The organism is Natronolimnohabitans sp. A-GB9 (genome assembly GCF_030848565.1).
Classification (GTDB): Archaea; Halobacteriota; Halobacteria; order Halobacteriales; family Natrialbaceae; genus Natronolimnohabitans.
The window spans coordinates 64,503-82,732 of sequence record NZ_JAVDDV010000012.1 but is presented as its reverse complement, the minus strand read 5'-3'; the positions used below and the strand labels follow the sequence as shown (position 1 = coordinate 82,732).

13 protein-coding genes are annotated in these 18,230 nt (G+C 60.2%); 7 read left to right on the top strand and 6 right to left on the bottom strand.

Annotated elements, in window-relative coordinates:
- The first annotated feature begins 206 nt into the window (after positions 1-206).
- Complete coding sequence (locus RBH26_RS15085) at positions 207-974, top strand: IclR family transcriptional regulator (protein WP_306759203.1); 768 nt, start codon at positions 207-209, stop codon at positions 972-974.
- A gap of 130 nt (positions 975-1,104) precedes the next feature.
- Complete coding sequence (gene aceB / locus RBH26_RS15080; protein ID WP_306759202.1) at positions 1,105-2,415, top strand: malate synthase AceB; 1,311 nt, start codon at positions 1,105-1,107, stop codon at positions 2,413-2,415.
- A 1,773-nt stretch (positions 2,416-4,188) separates the two neighbouring features.
- Here aceB and RBH26_RS15075 read toward each other — a convergent pair.
- Complete coding sequence (locus RBH26_RS15075; protein ID WP_306759201.1) at positions 4,189-4,572, bottom strand: OB-fold domain-containing protein; 384 nt, start codon at positions 4,570-4,572, stop codon at positions 4,189-4,191.
- 148 nt (positions 4,573-4,720) lie between these two features.
- Positions 4,721-5,887: a beta-ketoacyl synthase N-terminal-like domain-containing protein gene (locus RBH26_RS15070; protein WP_306759200.1), complete on the bottom strand. Its 1,167-nt coding sequence runs from the start codon at positions 5,885-5,887 to the stop codon at positions 4,721-4,723.
- Between the two features lie 141 nt (positions 5,888-6,028).
- On the opposite strand from RBH26_RS15070, the gene RBH26_RS15065 reads away from it, so the two are divergent.
- Positions 6,029-6,883: a 3-hydroxyacyl-CoA dehydrogenase NAD-binding domain-containing protein gene (locus RBH26_RS15065; protein WP_306759199.1), complete on the top strand. Its 855-nt coding sequence runs from the start codon at positions 6,029-6,031 to the stop codon at positions 6,881-6,883.
- A gap of 443 nt (positions 6,884-7,326) precedes the next feature.
- Here RBH26_RS15065 and RBH26_RS15060 read toward each other — a convergent pair whose 3' ends face one another.
- Positions 7,327-8,451, bottom strand: a complete 1,125-nt coding sequence (locus RBH26_RS15060) for an acyl-CoA dehydrogenase family protein (protein WP_306759198.1) — start codon at positions 8,449-8,451, stop codon at positions 7,327-7,329.
- An 88-nt stretch (positions 8,452-8,539) separates the two neighbouring features.
- Between RBH26_RS15060 and RBH26_RS15055 the strand changes: the two genes are divergently transcribed.
- The 3 genes from RBH26_RS15055 (at position 8,540) to RBH26_RS15045 (ending at position 12,388) form a co-directional block, all read left to right on the top strand.
- On the top strand, positions 8,540-10,111 hold the full coding sequence (locus RBH26_RS15055) for a CoA-transferase (RefSeq protein WP_306759197.1): 1,572 nt from the start codon (positions 8,540-8,542) through the stop codon (positions 10,109-10,111).
- A 145-nt stretch (positions 10,112-10,256) separates the two neighbouring features.
- Complete coding sequence (locus RBH26_RS15050) at positions 10,257-11,045, top strand: enoyl-CoA hydratase/isomerase family protein (RefSeq protein WP_306759196.1); 789 nt, start codon at positions 10,257-10,259, stop codon at positions 11,043-11,045.
- A gap of 155 nt (positions 11,046-11,200) precedes the next feature.
- Positions 11,201-12,388 (top strand): acyl-CoA dehydrogenase family protein, encoded by a 1,188-nt coding sequence (locus RBH26_RS15045; protein ID WP_306759195.1) that lies wholly within the window; start codon positions 11,201-11,203, stop codon positions 12,386-12,388.
- Between the two features lie 229 nt (positions 12,389-12,617).
- On the opposite strand, the gene RBH26_RS15040 is transcribed toward RBH26_RS15045, so the two are convergent.
- Both RBH26_RS15040 and RBH26_RS15035 read right to left on the bottom strand, forming a co-directional pair.
- Positions 12,618-13,034, bottom strand: a complete 417-nt coding sequence (locus RBH26_RS15040; RefSeq protein WP_306759194.1) for a cobalamin B12-binding domain-containing protein — start codon at positions 13,032-13,034, stop codon at positions 12,618-12,620.
- 166 nt (positions 13,035-13,200) lie between these two features.
- Positions 13,201-14,901: a methylmalonyl-CoA mutase family protein gene (locus tag RBH26_RS15035; protein ID WP_306759206.1), complete on the bottom strand. Its 1,701-nt coding sequence runs from the start codon at positions 14,899-14,901 to the stop codon at positions 13,201-13,203.
- A 236-nt stretch (positions 14,902-15,137) separates the two neighbouring features.
- Between RBH26_RS15035 and RBH26_RS15030 the strand changes: the two genes are divergently transcribed.
- Positions 15,138-16,778, top strand: a complete 1,641-nt coding sequence (locus tag RBH26_RS15030; RefSeq protein ID WP_306759193.1) for an AMP-binding protein — start codon at positions 15,138-15,140, stop codon at positions 16,776-16,778.
- 176 nt (positions 16,779-16,954) lie between these two features.
- Here RBH26_RS15030 and RBH26_RS15025 read toward each other — a convergent pair whose 3' ends face one another.
- Positions 16,955-17,707 (bottom strand): IclR family transcriptional regulator, encoded by a 753-nt coding sequence (locus RBH26_RS15025; protein WP_306759192.1) that lies wholly within the window; start codon positions 17,705-17,707, stop codon positions 16,955-16,957.
- Between the last annotated feature and the right edge of the window lie 523 nt (positions 17,708-18,230).

Sequence of the window (18,230 nt, the reverse complement as noted above, 5' to 3'; positions counted from 1 at the left end):
CTCTATAGCAAAACCCGGCGACACCGAGATGGGAGTCGATTCGACAAGGGTGGATGTCACGAACGCGCGATCGAAGACCTGGCGACCTGTTCGTGGCGTTCTACGGATATCTGCGGTGGAGTCATCCTCGAGACGCGACGCGAGAAATAGCTGCCGTTTTCTATAATAGAATAATACTTATGGGTTCTGTGTGAGTACAGTCACACATGGGAGAACGGGCAAAACACCCTGTGCGGACGACCGAGAAATCGTTACGACTCATCGAGGTACTCAACCAGTTCGGGGAAGCGCGACTGACGACGCTGGCGGACGAACTCGAGATGGGCAAAAGCGCCGTTCACAACCACCTCAGCACGCTCGAGAAACACGGCTACGTCGTCAAAGACCCCGACAGCAAGACGTACCAACTCAGCCTCAAATTCCTCGATATCGGCGGCCAGATACGGGGCGAGAAAGACGTCTACAAGGTCGCGGAACCGAAAGTCGAGGAGCTCGCCGAAGCCTCGGGCGAGCTCGTCCATCTCGTCGTCGAGGAGGACGGCAAAGGCGTCTATCTGTGCCGGTCGAAAGGCGAGCGTGCAGTCGAGTTGGACACCTACGTCGGCTGTCGACACCACATGCACAGTACGGCGTTCGGGAAGGCGATCCTCTCACACCTGCCGAGAGAGCGGGTCGACGAGATCATCGACCAACACGGCCTTCCGAGGGTGACACCCCAGACGATCACGTCTCGAGACGAACTCTTCGAGGAATTAGAACGAACGCGCGAGCGTGGCTTCGCGGTCGACGACGAGGAGCGACTCGAGGGACTTCGCTGTATCGCCGCACCGATCAGGTTCAACTCGGATGTCATCGGTGCGATCAGCGTCTCCGGACCGACGACACGGATCGACGACGACTGGGAGTCAAACGAGTTCGTCGATCAGCTCTGCCGGGCGGTGAACGTGATCGAACTGAACAAGTACAACGTGTAGTACGCCGACGGCGACACGTTTCGCGCTTTGCTCTCTTGACTCGAGAGAGCGAACCCATCACGCTCGAGACGTAGTGTTGGTTGCTACCAAACGACTTTAATATTAGAACGTAATACTGTCAACTGCACTCATGAGTACCCATACCGATCGTCTTCACGACCGGAAATTCGTTCGTACGTTCTTTACTACACCGACTGCCGTGGAAGGAGAGGACGACTCTGCCAAGATGCTACGGCGAGCTGCCCAGCTTCGGGGAATGGAAGCTCCGGACGTCTGGGTGCCGGACAACGAGGACGCGACGGCGCCCTCGATGCGTGATGAAGGGGTCGAGAACATGATCGACGTGATCTCCGAACACGGGGCCGACTTCCCCGGCGAGATTCACCCCCGTGTCGTCTGGCACCGGGAGAGTCCCACCACTCGATATCAGGGCTTTCAGCAGATCCTGGAACTCGCCGACCCCGACAACGGCGCCGTCGAACACCTCGATGGGTTCGTGATTCCGGAAGTCGGTGACATCGACGACTGGAAGAAGGCCGACGAGTTCGTCACGATCGTCGAAAACGAGTACGGGTTGCCCGAGGGAAGCCTGGCCATGTCGGTCATCGTCGAGAGTGGGGAGGCCGAACTGGCACTCGCCGACCTTCGCGAGGAGATGGGCAACCCCTCGAACAACTTAGAGCGCCTGTTTCTGCTCGTCGATGGCGAGGTCGACTACACCAAGGACATGCGCGCGATCACGCCCACTGGTGAACTGCCGCCGTGGCCCGAACTTCGCCACAACACCTCCCGTGGTGCGAGCGCGGCCGGGCTGATCGCGATCGACGGCCCGTACGACGACATCCGTGACGTCGACGGCTACCACGAGCGCATGACCGAAAACCAGGCCAAAGGGATGCTCGGTATCTGGTCGCTGACTCCCGGCCAGGTCGTCGAGGCCAATAAGTCACCGCTGCCACCCGAGACCGGCAGCTGGCACCTCGAGGTCGACGACCGAGAGGTCGAACTCGAGGAGGAAGACGGTCGTTACGTGTACGACGGCGACGAGATCGACCTCGAGGAAGCGAGCGACGACCGATACCGGCTTCGCGTCGGCAGTGACGAACGTGAACTCGACGGCGACGAGCTCACCCAGGAACTGCTGGATCGGACCTCCTATATCCCGAGTCTGAACGATATCGTCGACTCGATGGAGGAGTTCGAAGCGGCCAAAGAAGCCGGCAAGGGTGCGATCGCCATGGAGCGATCCGCGACGCTTGCCATCGACGGTATCGAAGTCGATATCAGCAACGACCGCATGTGGGACGAGGCCACGTATCAGGCCGCCCAGACGCCGATCACGCTGTTCCAGGACGTTTACGAGAACCGGCCCGATCAACACGAGAAGTTAGCGGAGATCTACGGTGAGGACCTCGTCGAACGCGCGCTGGTCGTCGGATGATACGGACGGCGCTACCCGATCGCACGTGAACGGCCGCCACCGGCGGCGAGAGACAACGAGGGACTATCGGACAGCTACTGTCTGGGCCCCGATAGGATTAGTGACCGTCACGTCACTCGAGTGACCGGGGGACAGTACCCCGTCCGAATTCTATCGAATATCGTTCGGTCGCGGTCGTGACGATGCTGGGCCACTCGCTGGTCCACTGGTTCGAAACCTCGATCCCGTTCTTCGGCCTCGAGACCCGGAACAGTTCCATATGGTAATAGCTGAACTATCATAACAAGATACTGATTTCCGACCCATAGTATTGCTCCATAATCGCAATATCGATCGATATACAAATCTATACGAATCTTCATCCAAGCATTATTATAACATTTGATTCACATACCCAGTACACCCATATTTTGTATTGTTAGTTCATATGGGATGTTGTACCGATTTGTAGATCCTGATTTCGTTCTGCTCGGCCATCAGTAGATCGTAGCACAATTTCGATATTCAGCCTCGTATTTGTAACAAAATTGTAGGAATTATTTACGCTGCTCTGATAGCTCACAGTTTATTTAGGAGTTGTGAAAGCACTGCAGGTTCTCTTCAACCAGGACGGTTCGTCAGCCACACCACCGAAACGATGAGTAATAGGAGGGGTATCTGCTGCGGTGTGCAGTTGATTATATTGTGTACTTTTGAACAACTACGTCTGGTGATTTCGCTTATAGTAATATCTATGATGCTTACTCGAGTGCGGTTCAGGCGGATCTGTTGAATCCACACCAGATAAGGAGGAACTGACTGCTGAAGCGATGCAGCACGAGAGCTAGTTCAATCTTCGAATGGGACGTCTCGACGCCTCTGATCAGAATCCTACTTTTGTTTAGATTTGATTATTGAGTAGTAGGTGACTCATTTCTAGATGTACCAGCACGGTACAGTATAATAGCCACTGCTTCGACAAGGAGAACAAGTAGAATACTACCCACGATAAACACAGCAGCGATACTCAGGATAAAGATGCTACCGGCTAAAACAAGCGGCGAGCGGCGGTTGTGAGTTGAAGCCTCACGATATACGAAGCGTGCAATGAACGCTTGGATGGCAAGGTAGATGGGGGCACCGATTCCGAATGCAGGCATATAGCAAATTCCTTATCGAGGAGACATATGCTTTCGGGTTATCGTTCAGTTTGCATATCTACTGTCGGCGCTATTTATCGAAGAGTCACTCGAAATCAATTCTTTGAGAACTCTCTATGACTTCCTTTAGAATCGAAAAACCAATGGTTGACTGTGTTTGTTATTTATCCCAACATTTAATACTGAATCACGTTGAGAGAAAATATGGGGAATAAGACGTATTCCATACCAAGTCATGAACGAATTATGGATGGTATTATATTGGCATATATCTCAATTATATTACTTTTCGTATTTTTCGAGAGCGTGGTGTCTATACTTCTTCTTTTAACACTAATGGTTGGATTTACGCTCTATGGTCTGGAAATTCAATCTGATGAACGGCGTTTCGTGGGTCGGATTGGGGTTGTTGGCTACTTCACTATACTGTTCATTATTATGGTAGCTTGAATGGAATAGTTCTGATTGAGTTCTCGAGCGGTCGATCGACACGCCGTGAGCGAAGCGAGGCCAACGTGGGGGGACCTCGGACTGGCGAACGGGGAGCAAAGTGACCCGTGAGCGAAGCGAGCGCAAGTGAGTCGTCTGCACTCAGCGATCACTACCCCTTACAGATCGCCGCTCATACGCTCTACTACTGGAGTCGGAACGTGATCGTTCGTTCACCCGTCGTCGCGTTTGCTTCGACGTCGACGGCCACTGGTTGCCCGATCTCGACGTCGGTTCGGTCGGCATCGGCGACGATACCTGTTATCCTGACGGGACCGAACGACGCGATCGCCGTGACGTATGGCGCGTCGTCGTCGAACTGTGGCGTCGGCACGGCGACCGACGTGTGCGTGACGATCTCGCCGGTCGCCGGGAGCGGTCGCCGTGTCAGTTCGCGATCGCCACAGTGGGGACAGACCCGTCGCGGCGGGAGGAGTCCGTGTCCGTTCGAACACTCGAGGTAGTAGCCGTCCCCTTCCTCGAGGGCGTCGAGGAACTCGTCGAACGCGCCGTCGCGGACGTCGCTCATGCAACCACCTCCAGCGTGGACGCTGGTATCGTTGCATTCGCAGCGCTCATGCAACCACTCCCAGAGCAAAGCGCTGGTATCGTTGCATTCGCAGTGCTCATGCAACCACTCCCAGAGCAAAGCGCTGGTATCGTTGCATTCGCAGTGCTCATGCAACCACCTCCAAAACGTGAACCGTCGCACTGGCGACCGTGCCGCCAGCATTGTGGGCGACGCCAAGCGTTGCGTCTTCGACGGCGTCAGCGCGCGGATGCGATCCCTCGAGCAGCGAGGCCACCGCGATGAGCTGGGCTGCGCCGGTCGCACCGACAGGATGGCCCTTCGCTTTGAGGCCGCCCGAGAGGTTCACCGGAAGCCTGCCGTCCCGACAGGTTTCGCCGCGGCGGGCCGCACCGATCCCCTCTCCATAGCTGTAGAGTCCGAGTCCCTCGAGTGCGAGGACTTCCGCGATCGTAAAGCAGTCGTGGACCTCCACGAGATCGACGTCGGATGGGCCGACGTCGGCGTCGTCGTAGGCCTCCTCGGCGGCGTCGCGGGTCGCCGGCGTCTTCGCGAGCTCCCGTCGATCCTGTAAGGCCATCGTATCGCCGCCGTGTCCCGATCCCGTGATCGCGACCGTCGTCTCGAGGTCGTGTTCGGCGGCGTACTCCGCGGACGTGAGCACGAGCGCAGCCCCACCGTCGCTGATCGGGCAGGCGTCGTACAGCCCAAGCGGCGCCGCCACTTCGGGCGCTTCGATGACGTCGTCGACAGAAATCGCCTGCTGGAAGTGTGCGTGGTCGTTGACGAGTGCGTTCTCGTGGTTCTTGACGGCGATGTGAGCGAGGTCCTCGTGGCTGCCACCGAAGCGATCGAAATACGCCTGTGCCATCAAGGCGTACGCCGCGGGGAACGTGATACCGGCCCTGATCTCGTGGAGATCGTCGGCTGCACGGGCGAGTGCGTCGGTCGCGCCGGCGGTTCCAACGTTGCTCATTCGTTCCATCCCACCGGCGACGACGACGTCGGAGTCGCCGCTTCGGACCGCCCGAACGGCGTCGCGGATCGCCGCCCCACTCGAGGCACACGCGCTTTCGACGCGCCTGCTCGGAGCCGTCGTTCCGAGTGCCTCCGCGGCGATGGGACCCTGGTGGCCCTGATTTTCGGTGATCGTCCCGACGAAGTTCCCGTAAAACACCTCGTCTACGTCCTCGGGCTCGAGTCCGGCATCGTCGAGGGCGGCGCGTCCCGCCGCTGCAAACATGTCCCGCCCCGTCCGATCCTGGTGTGGTCCGAACGGAGTCATGCCTGTTCCCGCGATGATCGTATTCGACATTTGCTACCGTGAATTGATTGTACAGATATGGTTATAGATGTGTCGAACCCAGCCGATACGAACGGCGCTACGGAATTGGCAGTCAGTTTCACGTCCATACAGCCGGCACACTTATATGAGTCGTCCGAACAGACACACGTGATGAACGTCGAGACGATCGACCGCGTCGGTGTCGTCGGCGCGGGAACGATGGGCAGTGGTATCGCACAGGTCGCCGCCACGAACGGCTACGACGTCGTGATGCGCGACATCGAACAGGAGTTCGTCGAGAACGGCTTCGACTCGATCGAGTCGAGTCTCGCCCGACTCGAGGACCGCGACGAACTCGAGGAAGAGCCGGCGACGATCACCGATCGGATCGAGGGAACGACCGACCTCGAGGACCTCGCCGACTGTGACATCGTCGTCGAGGCTGCCGTCGAAGACCTCGAGATCAAGCAGGACGTTTTCGAGGATCTCGACGAGGTGATGGACGACGATGCGGTGTTGGCGACGAACACGAGTACGCTCTCGATTACCTCGATCGCCAGTGCGACCGACCGTCCCGAACGCGTCGTCGGGCTGCACTTCATGAACCCGGTTCCGGTGATGGAGGGTGTCGAGGTCGTCGTCGGCGAGAAGACGACGCCGGCGGTCGTCGAGCTAGCACACGACCTCTCGGAAGACCTGGGGAAGACGACCTGGGAGTCGGACGACAAACCCGGCTTCGTGACGAACCGGATCCTGATGCCCTGGATCAACGAGGGGATTCGAGCGTACGACGAAGGCGTTGCGAGCAAGGACGACATCGACGCGGGGATGGAACTCGGGACGAACGTACCGATGGGGCCGCTGACGCTTGCAGATCATATCGGCCTCGACGTCTGTCTCCACGCATCCGAGACGCTCCACGAGGAACTCGGTGATCGGTACAAGCCTGCCTATCTTCTCAAGCGGAAGGTCGAGGCGGGCGAACTCGGGAAAAAGACCGGGAAAGGGTTCTACGAGTACGACTGATACGGACTGCTGTAACTGGTTACCGCCGATCGCCAGGATGGGATCGGCGATCGGCGGTAATTGACTACAGTAGACCGTATGACTCCGTTGCGATTTCGGATACCCGTTTTCGAGACGCTACTGCGCTATAGATGCTCGTAGATCAGTATCTTTGGGGGACTGGATCGGCGTCTTCGAGGGATGTGGATCAGCGTCTTTGAAATGGCCGCGAACAAAGCGTCCTGCTATCGTGACAACAGGGCGTTACCACGCCCTCCCCAGCCGATTCGCTCGTTCGCGATGCTCACTCGCTTATCCCTCGCACGATTTTGGCAGGCAGCCTCGCTGTTCTCGGCTGCCTGCCGGCGCGCGCCGTTGTACTGATTGTGATCGCTCGAGTGGTCCGTAGAGCAACCGCACTGGTCGCTCGAGGCTCGCCACGATCGTCGAGATGCGGATTGGCCCTACTCCTTGAGGTGGCGAGCGATGATCTTCTTCTGGATCTCGCTGGTTCCCTCGTAGATCGTCGTGATCTTGGCGTCACGGTAGTAGCGTTCGACGTCGAAGTCCTTCGTGTAGCCGTAGCCACCGTGGACCTGGACGGCCTCGTTTGCGACGTCGACCGCGGTTTCGCTGGCGAAGTACTTCGCCATCGCCGCGGACTTGGGATCGACGCCGCTCTCGTTTTTCCGTGCGGCGTCGCGGGTCAGCAGTCGGGCCGCCTGGACGTCGGTCTGCATGTCGGCGAGTTTCTGACCGATCGCCTGGTGTTCGATGATCGGCTGATCGAACTGTTCACGCTCGTTTGCGTACGCGACCGCGGCGTCTAAGGCTGCTTGTGCGACGCCGACGGCCTGGCTTGCGATCGCGATCCGACCGCCAGTCAGGATCGAGAACGCGGCTTTGAGACCGTCACCGACCTCGGTCAGGCGGTTCTCGGCAGGGATCCGGACGTCGTCGAAGATCAGCGTCGTCGTGTCGCTGGCCCGGAGCCCGAGTTTGTCCTCTTTTTTCCCGACCTCGAGGCCGTCGACGTCTTTTGGCACCAAAAACTGCGTGACCGTGTCGGGGTCGTCCCGATCGGTCTTGGCAAAGAGGATGACGACGCCCGCTCGCTCGCCGTTCGTGATCCACTGTTTCTTCCCGTTGATGACGTACTCGTCGCCCTCGAGTCGGGCTTCCGTACTCATCTCGGCTGGGTTCGAACCCGCCTCGGGTTCGGAGAGGGCAAAGGCCCCGACCGGCCGTCCGTCGACCATCTCGGGGAGCCACTCCTCTTTGTGGGCGTCGGTCCCGAACTGTCGGATACACGACGTCGCGAGACAGTGGACCGACAGCGCCGTCGCGACCGCGAGATGACCGTAGGCCAGCTCCTCGTTGATGAGGCTGTACGTGACCTCGTCGACGTCGAGCCCACCGTACTCCTCGGGGACGGTCATTCCCGTAAAGTCCAACTCCGCGAGCCCGTCCCAGACGTCTTCGGGGAACGCCTGCGTTTCGTCCGCTTCGCGAACGTCCTCGGCGACTTCGTTCTCGACGAACTCCCGTATCGTGTCTCGGATCAGCTCCTGCTCACTCGTGAGTTCCATGCCTCGACATTCGTGAGTGGGCTACTAAAGTGTGCGATTCGAATAGAATAGATACTTAGAAATGTGATCCACTCCGAACGTCAGACGCATGACAACGCTTCAGTCGAGGGCAGACGCTATCGAGCGTATCGATGACGGTGACACCGTCGGTGTCGGTGGGTTCGTCGCGGTCGGGATTCCCGAGTATCTCCTCGAGGGGCTCGGCGAGCGCTACGCCGAGACGGGATCGCCGGGCGATCTCACCCTCTTCCATCCGGCCGCCGAAGGCGATCGACAGGGTCGTGGCCTCTCCCATCTCGTCCAGGACGGGATGATCGAACGGACGATCGCCAGCCACTGGGGATTCACGCCGGATCTGATGGAGCAGGTCGTCGAAGGCGAGGTCGAGGCGTACAACTTCCCGTTCGGTGCCATGGATCACCTCCTGCGGGACACCGCCGCGGGGAAACCCGGTACGATCTCCCACGTCGGCCTCGGTACGTTCGTCGATCCGCGCCAGGAAGGTGGGAAAGCGAACGACGCCACGGAAGAGGACCTCGTCGAACTCATCACGATCGACGACGAGGAGTACCTCTTCTACCAGTCGGTCCCTATCGACGTCGCGATCGTCCGGGGAACGACTGCCGACGAGAACGGGAACGTGACGATGGAACGGGAGGCCCTCGAGTCGAACGTCCTCGCCATGGCCCAGGCGGCCCACAACTCCGGCGGGACCGTCCTGGTACAGGTCGAACGCGTCACCGAAGCGGGGACGCTCGATCCGAAGGACGTGGCGATTCCGGGCGTCCTCGTCGACGCGGTCGTCGAGGCGCCGTCCTCACACCACCCACAGACCTACGCCGAGTCGTACAACCCGGCCTACAGCGGCGAGGTTCGTCCGCCGGCTGCCGGCGCGGACGGTGACGACGGCGACGACGAACCCCTCGGCGTGCGAAAGATCATCGCCCGACGGGCGGCCATGGAGCTCGAACCGGACTCGGTGATCAACCTCGGCGTCGGCGTGCCCGAACACGTCCCCGTGGTCGCCGCCGAAGGAAACATCGACGACGAGATCACCCAGACCGTCGAGTCCGGTCCGATCGGTGGCTCCGCCTCCGGCGGAATCAGCTTCGGGACGGCCACCGGCTACGAGGCGCTTGTCTCCTCGACACAGCAGTTCGACTTCTACGACGGTGGCGGACTCGACGTCGGATTCCTCGGGATGGCACAGGTCGACGGCGATGGGAACATCAACGTCAGCCGCTTTGGCTCACAGCTGCCGGGTTGTGGCGGGTTCATCAACATCACACAGAACGCCGACACGGTCGTCTTCTGTGGCACGCTCACGACGAACGGCCTCGAGGTGACCGCCGGCGACGGCGAACTCGAGATCGAACGCGAGGGAGACCAGCCGAAGTTCCTCGAGTCCGTCGAACAGATCACCTTCAGCGGGGAGTACGCCCGCGAGATCGACCAGCCGGTCGTCTACGTCACCGAACGTGCCGTCTTCGAACTCCGCGAGGAGGGCCTGACCCTCGTCGAACTCGCGCCGGGTGTCGACCTCGAGGCGGACGTGTTGGCACAACTCGAGTGTGAGCCCGCAGTCGTCGACGACGTCGGCGAGATGGATCCGCGTCTCTTCCAGGACGAACCGATGGATCTGACCGACGCCGTCAACTGATCCGGTCTCTGTGCCGTGTCTCGGTGCGACCGCGGGATGGTCGCGGGTGCACCGAAACTGACGGACGGCGGTCCGTACGACCGGCGTCACTCCTCGGAACTGATAGCCAATAGTTAACTTCTCACGATTCGAACCGGCGGTTACCATGGTCGATTACGAGAACCTCGTCGTCGAGCGCGACGACGGCGTCGCGACGGTAACCCTCGACAGCACTGCCGGACGAAACGCACTCACACTCGAGATGGCCGACGAACTGGTGTCGGCCGCCACGACGCTCGGTGAGGATCCCGACGTCCGGTGTATCGTCCTCACTCACACTGGAGACTTCTTCGGAACCGGCGCCGACCTCTCACAGCTCTCCGGCGGTGCGGAAGACGCACCACGGCTTCGAACGCTGGCCGGACGCGCCCACGAAGCGATCGTCCAGTTCCATCGGACGGAGACGCCGATCGTCGGCGGGATAAACGGCGTCGCGGCCGGCATCGGGTTCAGTCTCGCACTACTGCCCGATCTGGTCGTCCTCGGGGACGATGCGACGCTGCAGTTTGCCTACCCGGGGATCGGACTGACAGGCGACGGCGGAGCGACGTTTTTCCTCCCCCGACTCGTCGGGCTCCGGACTGCAAAGGAGATCGTCCTCCGAGACAAGCCGATCGCACCCGACGAGGCCGTCGACCTGGGGCTTGCGACCGAAGTCGCGCCATCGGGTGAGTTCGAGGAACGGTTGACGGCGGTCGCCGCCGACATCGCGGACGGCCCGACACACGCACTCGGAACCGCCACCCGGCTGCTCACCGACAGTTACGATCGGAGCCTCGAGTCACAGCTGGCCGCAGAAGCGGACGCGATCGCCGATGCGGCACGGACGGAAGACTACGAACGCGGTCTCGAGGCGTTTTTCGGTGACGGCGATCCCGACTTCGTCGGCCGCTAATACTGCCGGACAGCAGTCAGTACGAAGTCGGTCGTGAATTCGCGAGCGATTTTCGAATAGTTCTGTCCGACGGCGTAACCGGCCGGACGGGACGGAACCACCGCCGTCCTCGAGAAGAGGAACATCTATAGGCGAACCGGCTGAACGTGTCACACATGGACTTTCGCTTTACCGACGAGCAGCGCCAGATCATCGATATGGTCCGCGAGTTTGTCGATGAGGAAGTGGTCCCGGTCGCCGACGAGATCGACCACGAGGACGAGTTCCCCCACGACCTCGTCGACGACCTCGCCGAACTGGGACTGATGGGAATGCCCTTCCCCGAGGAGTACGGCGGTGCCGGACTCGACTATCACGCGTATCCGGCAGCCCTAGAGGAGATCGCCCGCGGATCGGGCGGACTGGGGACGATCGTCGCAGCCCACATTTCACTCGCAGGGAACATGCTCTACGAGTTCGGCGACGAGTCCCAGAAAGAGGAGTACCTCACGCCGCTGGCCGAGGGACGGGATATCGGCGCGTTCGCCCTCTCGGAGGCCGGTGCCGGCAGTGACGTCCCCGCGATGGAGACGACCGCGGAGAAGTGCGAGGCGACAGCCTCGGAACGGAGCGACGTAGCCGCGGAGAAAGACGGCGACGGCTACCGCATCAACGGCGGGAAGCTGTGGATCTCCAACGGCTCGGTCGCGGACACGGTGACGCTGTTCGCCAAGACCGATCCCGACGCGGGCACCAAAGGAGTCTCTTCGTTCGTGGTCCGTCCCGAGGAAGACGACGGGTTCATCGTCGAGGGGACGGAGGACAAGCTCGGTGACAAAGGTTGTCCGACCGCGGAACTTCGGTTCGACGACCTCTGGGTCCCCGAAGATCGGCTGCTCGGCGAGGAAGGCGACGGGTTCGTGCAAGCGCTGAAGACCCTCAACGGCGGCCGGATCACCATCGCCGCCCGATCTGTCGGGATCGCACAGGCGGCTCTCGACGAAGCCCGCGAGTACAGCCAGGACCGCGAGCAGTTCGACCAGCGGATCGCCGACTTCCAGGCGATTCAGCACAAACTGGCCGACATGGACACGAAGACACGTGCCGCACGATTGCTTATGCACGATGCGGCCGACAAGAAGATCCGGGGTGAGAACTTCATCAAGGAGGCCGCACAGGCGAAACTCTACGCCAGTGAAGTCTCGCGCGAAGTCGCCAACGAAGGGATCCAGATCCACGGTGGATACGGCTACACGAAGGACTTCGCCGCCGAGCGCTTCTATCGAGACGCCAAACTCAACGAGATCTACGAGGGAACCAGCGAAGTCCTTCGGAATACGATCGCACAGCAGTTATTGGACTGAGACGGTCTCCTGTCGTCACTGCCCACCGATCGCTGTCCCCGTGTGGCGATCGGCGGGACAGCAGTCCGTATGAAAGCGACCGACGACGCTTCGCTCACCGCTTTTTCGCTCGTCTCTCCCGTTCATCTCCCACTCCGAACCGTCGATCCCGCCGGCGATGTCGAGGTCGTTCTCGAGTCACGTGGTTTGCCCGCGAGCAGATCCTCGAGTAACGCGTCGTGAACGCCGGTTACCGGTCTGGGGCGTTCTCGCGAACGAACTCGACGGTCTCCTCGATGGAGGTTCCGGGGCCGAAGATAGCTGCGACACCCGCTGCTTTGAGTTCCTCGCGGTCCTCCTCGGGGATGACGCCACCGGCCAGGACGAGCGTGTCCGCCTTGGCGCCGTACTCCTCGAGTCCGTCCATGATCTTCGGGATCAGCGTGTCGTGGGCGCCCGACAGGATGGAGATTCCAAGGACGTCGACGTCCTCCTGGACGGCCGCCTGGACGATCTCCTCCGGTGCCTTGTGCAGTCCCGAATAGATGACCTCGAAGCCGGCGTCACGAAACGCCCGCGAAACGACGTGTGCGCCACGATCGTGCCCATCGAGTCCGACTTTCGCTACCATACAACGGATGCTTTGTTGACCCATCTCAGTGCTCATATTTCCGCCTTTCGTATGGGTCCGTATGACTCTATCGAAACGAAGAATCAATACAAGCGTCGTTGGAGTACTTCAACGTGTGTTTCATACGATTACCTGTCGTCACTGCCCACCGATCGCCGACCCCGCCCTGGCGATCGGCAGAACAGCGGGACAGCAGTCCGTATCAGACGGGCGTGATGTTCTCCTGATAGGCGCCGTGGTGGTCCTCGAACACCTGCATGATCTCGCCCATCGTCGCGTACGCTTTCACCGCGTCGATGATCGAGGGCATGACGTTCTCGTCGTTCTCGATCGCATCCGACAGTGCCTCGAGAGTCGCATCGACTTCGGCGTCGTCGCGCTCGTCTTTGACGTGTTCGAGGCGGTCGAGTTGGCGATCTCGCGTCGTCTCGTCGACCTCGAGGATGTCCGGCGAGGTGTCTTCCTCGATGGTGAACTCGTTGACGCCGACGACGACTTCCTCACCGCGTTCGACCCGTTGCTGGTACTCGTAGCTCGCTTCGCCGATCTCGCGATGGAAGTATCCCCGATCGATCCCCTCGAGGACGCCGTCACGGATGGAGCCGTCGCCCATCTCCCTGATCTCCTCGAGATAGGCCATGATCTCTGCTTCGAGTTCGTTCGTGAGCTTCTCGATGGCGAAACTCCCGCCCATCGGATCGACGATGTCGGCCGCTCCCGACTCCTCGGAGATGATCTGTTGGGTACGGAGCGCGACCCGGACGGCTTTCTCGCTTGGCAGGGCCAGTGCCTCGTCGAAGCTGTTGGTGTGTAGCGACTGCGTACCGCCGAAGACCGCGGCCAGCGCCTGGATGGTCACTCGAGCGATGTTGTTCAGCGGCTGTTGGGCGGTCAGGGACTGGCCTGCAGTCTGGGTGTGGAACTTCATGCGTTTCGACTCGGGTTTTTCGGCGTCGTACCACTCCTCCATCACACGGGCGTAGACGCGGCGTGACGCGCGGAACTTCGCGATCTCCTCGAAGATCGAGTTGTGACAGTTGAAGAAAAAGGACAGCTGCGGGCCGAACTCGTCGACGTCGAGTCCGCGGTCGAGGCAGTCTTCGACGTAGGCGAACCCGTCGGCGAGCGTAAACGCTGCCTCCTGGACGGCAGTCGAGCCGGCCTCGCGGATGTGATAGCCGGAGATAGAGACCGGGTGGAACTTCGGCGTCTCGTCGACGGCGAACTCGATGGTGTCGGTGACGATATCAAGCGAGGGCTCCGGCGGAATCACCCACTCGCGCTGGGCGATGAACTCCTTGAGCATGTCGTTTTGTAGCGTTCCACGGATCTCCTCGCGTGGGACCCCCTGCTGGTCGGCCAGCGCGATGTACATCGCGTAGATCACTGCCGCCGACGGATTGATCGTAAACGACGTCGAAACCTCCCCGATATCGATCCCGTCGAAGAGAATCTCCATGTCCCGCAGCGTATCGACGGCGACGCCTTCCTTGCCGACCTCGCCCTCGCTCATCCGATGGTCCGAGTCCAGACCCATCAGTGACGGCATGTCAAACGCCGTCGAGAGTCCAGTTTGGCCCTCGTCGATGAGATAGTGAAACCGTTCGTTCGTCTCTTCGGCAGTCCCGAAGCCGGCGAACTGTCGCATGGTCCAGGTCCGTCCGCGGTACATCGTCGGATACGGACCCCGCGTGTACGGTGGCTCACCCGGGAAGCCGATATCCTCGTCGAAGTCGACGTCTGCGATGTCGTCCGGCGTATAGAGGCGGTCGACCTCGTGGTTCGAGACCGTCCCAAATCGGTCCTTTCGCTCGCCGTGAGCCTCGAGAGTCGGCTCGAGAGTGTTTTCTTCCCACTCCGTTTGCTGCTGGCGGATATCGTCGAGTTCCTGATCGTCGAACATTGAGAGGAACGTCATTATCGATATTCTAAAACTTTATTGTAAACGGTATTATGTATGTGCTGGATCGACAGGCCTGCCAGTTCGAGCGAACCAGTGTGAACACGCCGATTATCGTCGGCTGACCGATCCCACGTTCCGCTTCGATCCCGTCGTCAGCGTCATTTTTAAGCCACCCTACTATCAGTCAATTATACTGTTCGAAAGAACTAACTTTCCGGTCGTGGGGTGTGCCAATCATGGGCATAGATTGCACTGCCACCGTCGCGGAGTTCGAATGGAATGTGCCGGAATCGTATACAGTGACATCGACCGTCGACGAGTACGCCGACGAGATCAGAGATCGCGCCGCTATTCGGTTTCTGGACGCGGACGGCGACCGAACGGAGCGGACATACGCGGACCTCCGGGACGACATGTGCCGTTTCGCGAACGGCCTCGAAGAGTTGGGAATCGGCAACGGGGATCGAGTACTCCATCTGTTTCCCCGCCATCCCGACGCGTTCGCGATTCAGTTGGGCGTCCTCGCAGTCGGAGCACTTCTGGTCCCCTGTTCGTCTCAGCTCCGGGCCAACGACATCGCGTTCCGTGCAAACGACTGCAACGCCACAGCGATTGTCGTCCACGAGTCGCTCACCGATATGGTCGATCCTGTCCTCGAGGAGACGCCGCTCGAGCGAGTCATCGTCCTCGACGGAACCGACGACGGGGACGAACAGCGGTCGACCTTCGAATCCATCGTCGACGACCAGCCAGCCGAGTACGATGGGCCCGAACTCGGCGCCGACGAACCGATGTCGATCAACTACACAAGCGGTACGACCGGCCAGCCGAAGCCGGTACTGCACAAACACCGCTGGATGTACTGCTTCAACCGTGTCAACGCGCCGTACTGGTGGGGTATCGACGAGGAGACGAACCTCGAGGACGAGTTGCTGTGGGCGACGACCGGAACCGGCTGGGCGAAATGGTTCTGGAGCCCGGTCGGTGTCGGGCTGACGACCGGCGCGACACAGCTCGTCTACGACGGCGCATTCGAGCCCGAGACGTTCCTCGAAATCCTCGAGACGGAAGGCGTCACGAAGCTCTGTGCCGTCCCCACGCAGTATCGAATGCTCACCAACGCCGATCTCGAGGCGTACGACGTCGAGTTGAACGATACGCTCTCCGCGGGTGAACCCCTGAACCGCGAACCGATAGAACGCATCGAAGCGGCCTGGGGCGTGACGCCACGGGACGGCTACGGGCAGACCGAGACCATCGCACTCGTGGCCAACTATCCAGGCATCGACGTCAAGCCCGGCAGCATGGGCAAGCCCACGCCGGGTGTCGGCGCGACGATCATCGACGTCGACGAGGAGGAACCGGTCGAACCCGGCGAGGTCGGCGAAATCGCGGTTCCTGTCGACTCTCCCGCGATCTTCGACGGTTATTACGAGAAACCGGACCTCGACGAACGGACGCTTTCGGGCGACTATTACCGGACTGGTGATCTGGCGTCACGAGACGAGGACGGCTACTTCTTCTTCGAGGGCCGGGCCGACGACATCATCATCTCGTCGGGCTACCGGATTGGCCCCTTCGAAGTCGAAGACGCCCTCGTTAGCCACGATGCCGTCGCCGAGGCGGCCGCAGTCGGTAGCCCTCACGACGAGCGCGGAAGCATCGTCAAAGCCTACGTCGTCCTCGCCGATGGGTACGAAGCAAGCGAAGGGCTCACGAACGAACTGCAGGCGTTCATGAAAGCGGAGACGGCACCGTACAAGTACCCCCGTCGAATCGAGTTCGTGGACGAACTTCCCAAGACCTCGAGCGGGAAGATCCGTCGTATCGAACTCCGCGACCGGGAACAGGAGAACCACAGCCAGAGTAGTCACTGAAAGTCAGTGCGCATTCGGTCGCACTCGAGACGCCCTCGCAGGACGACAGGCGTCGGAACGCGATCGGTGTGTGAAGTGGTTTTACGGACTCCTGTACGTCGTTACCGGCGCAACCGCGACCCGGGCTGTGGTTGCACGGTAACTCGTTACAGCAATCCGTATTGTCCGGCAGTATATCAGACGTAGTCCAGGTTCACCTGCGTCACGTTCGCCGCTCGCTGAACGACGTCGGCGATTTCCTCCCGGCGTTCCTGGTCGATCCGACTCCGGGGCCCACAGACACAGAACGCACCGCGTACCCGGTCGCTCTTGTCGAGGATCGGCGCCGCGATACAGACCATACCGGCGATGCGTTCTCCTTCGTCGATCGCATAGCCCTGGCTGCGGATCCGTTCTAACTGTTCGAACAGGACGTCGGGATCGGTGATCGTCTGTGGCGTCACCTCGACGAGTCCGTGTCGATCGACGATCTCGTCGACGCGGTCGGCCGGCATGTATGCGAGCATCGCTTTTCCTGGCGCCGTGGCGTGCAACGGCATGCGGGCACCCGGGTACGCGAACAAGTTGATCGCGTCCGGTCCCTCCTGAACGGCCAGAATTACCGCCTGATCGGCCTCTTCGATCAGCAGCGTCGCGTGTTCACCGGTCTCCTCGGCAACCGTCTCGAGCTCGTCACGGACCGCTTTGAACACCTCCAGTCGGTGTCGTTCCCGGTGGCCAACCTCGAGAAATCGCGTCGTCGTCCGATACTCCGTGCCGTCTTTCGTTACGTATCCCGTCTCGACGAGCGCCTGCAGGTAGTCGTGGGCCGTGCTCACTGGCATATCTAGTTGCTCGGCTAGCTCCGAGACCCCTCGGCCGCCGTTTTCCGCGAGTTCGTCGACGAGCATGAACGCCCGTCGAACTGATTGGTTCGAGCTTTCGGTCATACGAGTGTGCTGTTCCGCCGACTGTAGAAAGCTTTCGGTTATCCCGGAAAGACCTTCGGGAGTATGTTCAGTCAGTCGACCGTTTCCGGGTCGACAGTCAGTACCCGATACCAGCCGATGAGAAGAATGCTGCCTCTCAGCCGTTAGTAGCCGTGAATTCAGCAACCCTGTTCGTTTCAATAGTCGTTATCTCCTTGATCCGGAATAGTCGAATCCCGCTCTCGGTACTCGCTCGATGTCTTCGAATCGTCGCCGCTACGATCGGTCTCGAGTTCGTTTTCGTCAGGGGAGTGAATCCGTACTATCTCGGAGACTGCCGAGAACGGGACTCAGCGTCGACCTCGATGCTGTTTCGGTAGACTCGGAACACTATCCGAACACGCTATCGGAGGAGAACACGGATTCTCCGCATCTACAGGTCTGAAATCTCCGTTCCCGATCAGACAGCGTTTCACCATTGCCGGACCGGTTCGTGTGACACTGTACTGCTTATCCCCACTCACACCGAGTATTACGATAGTAT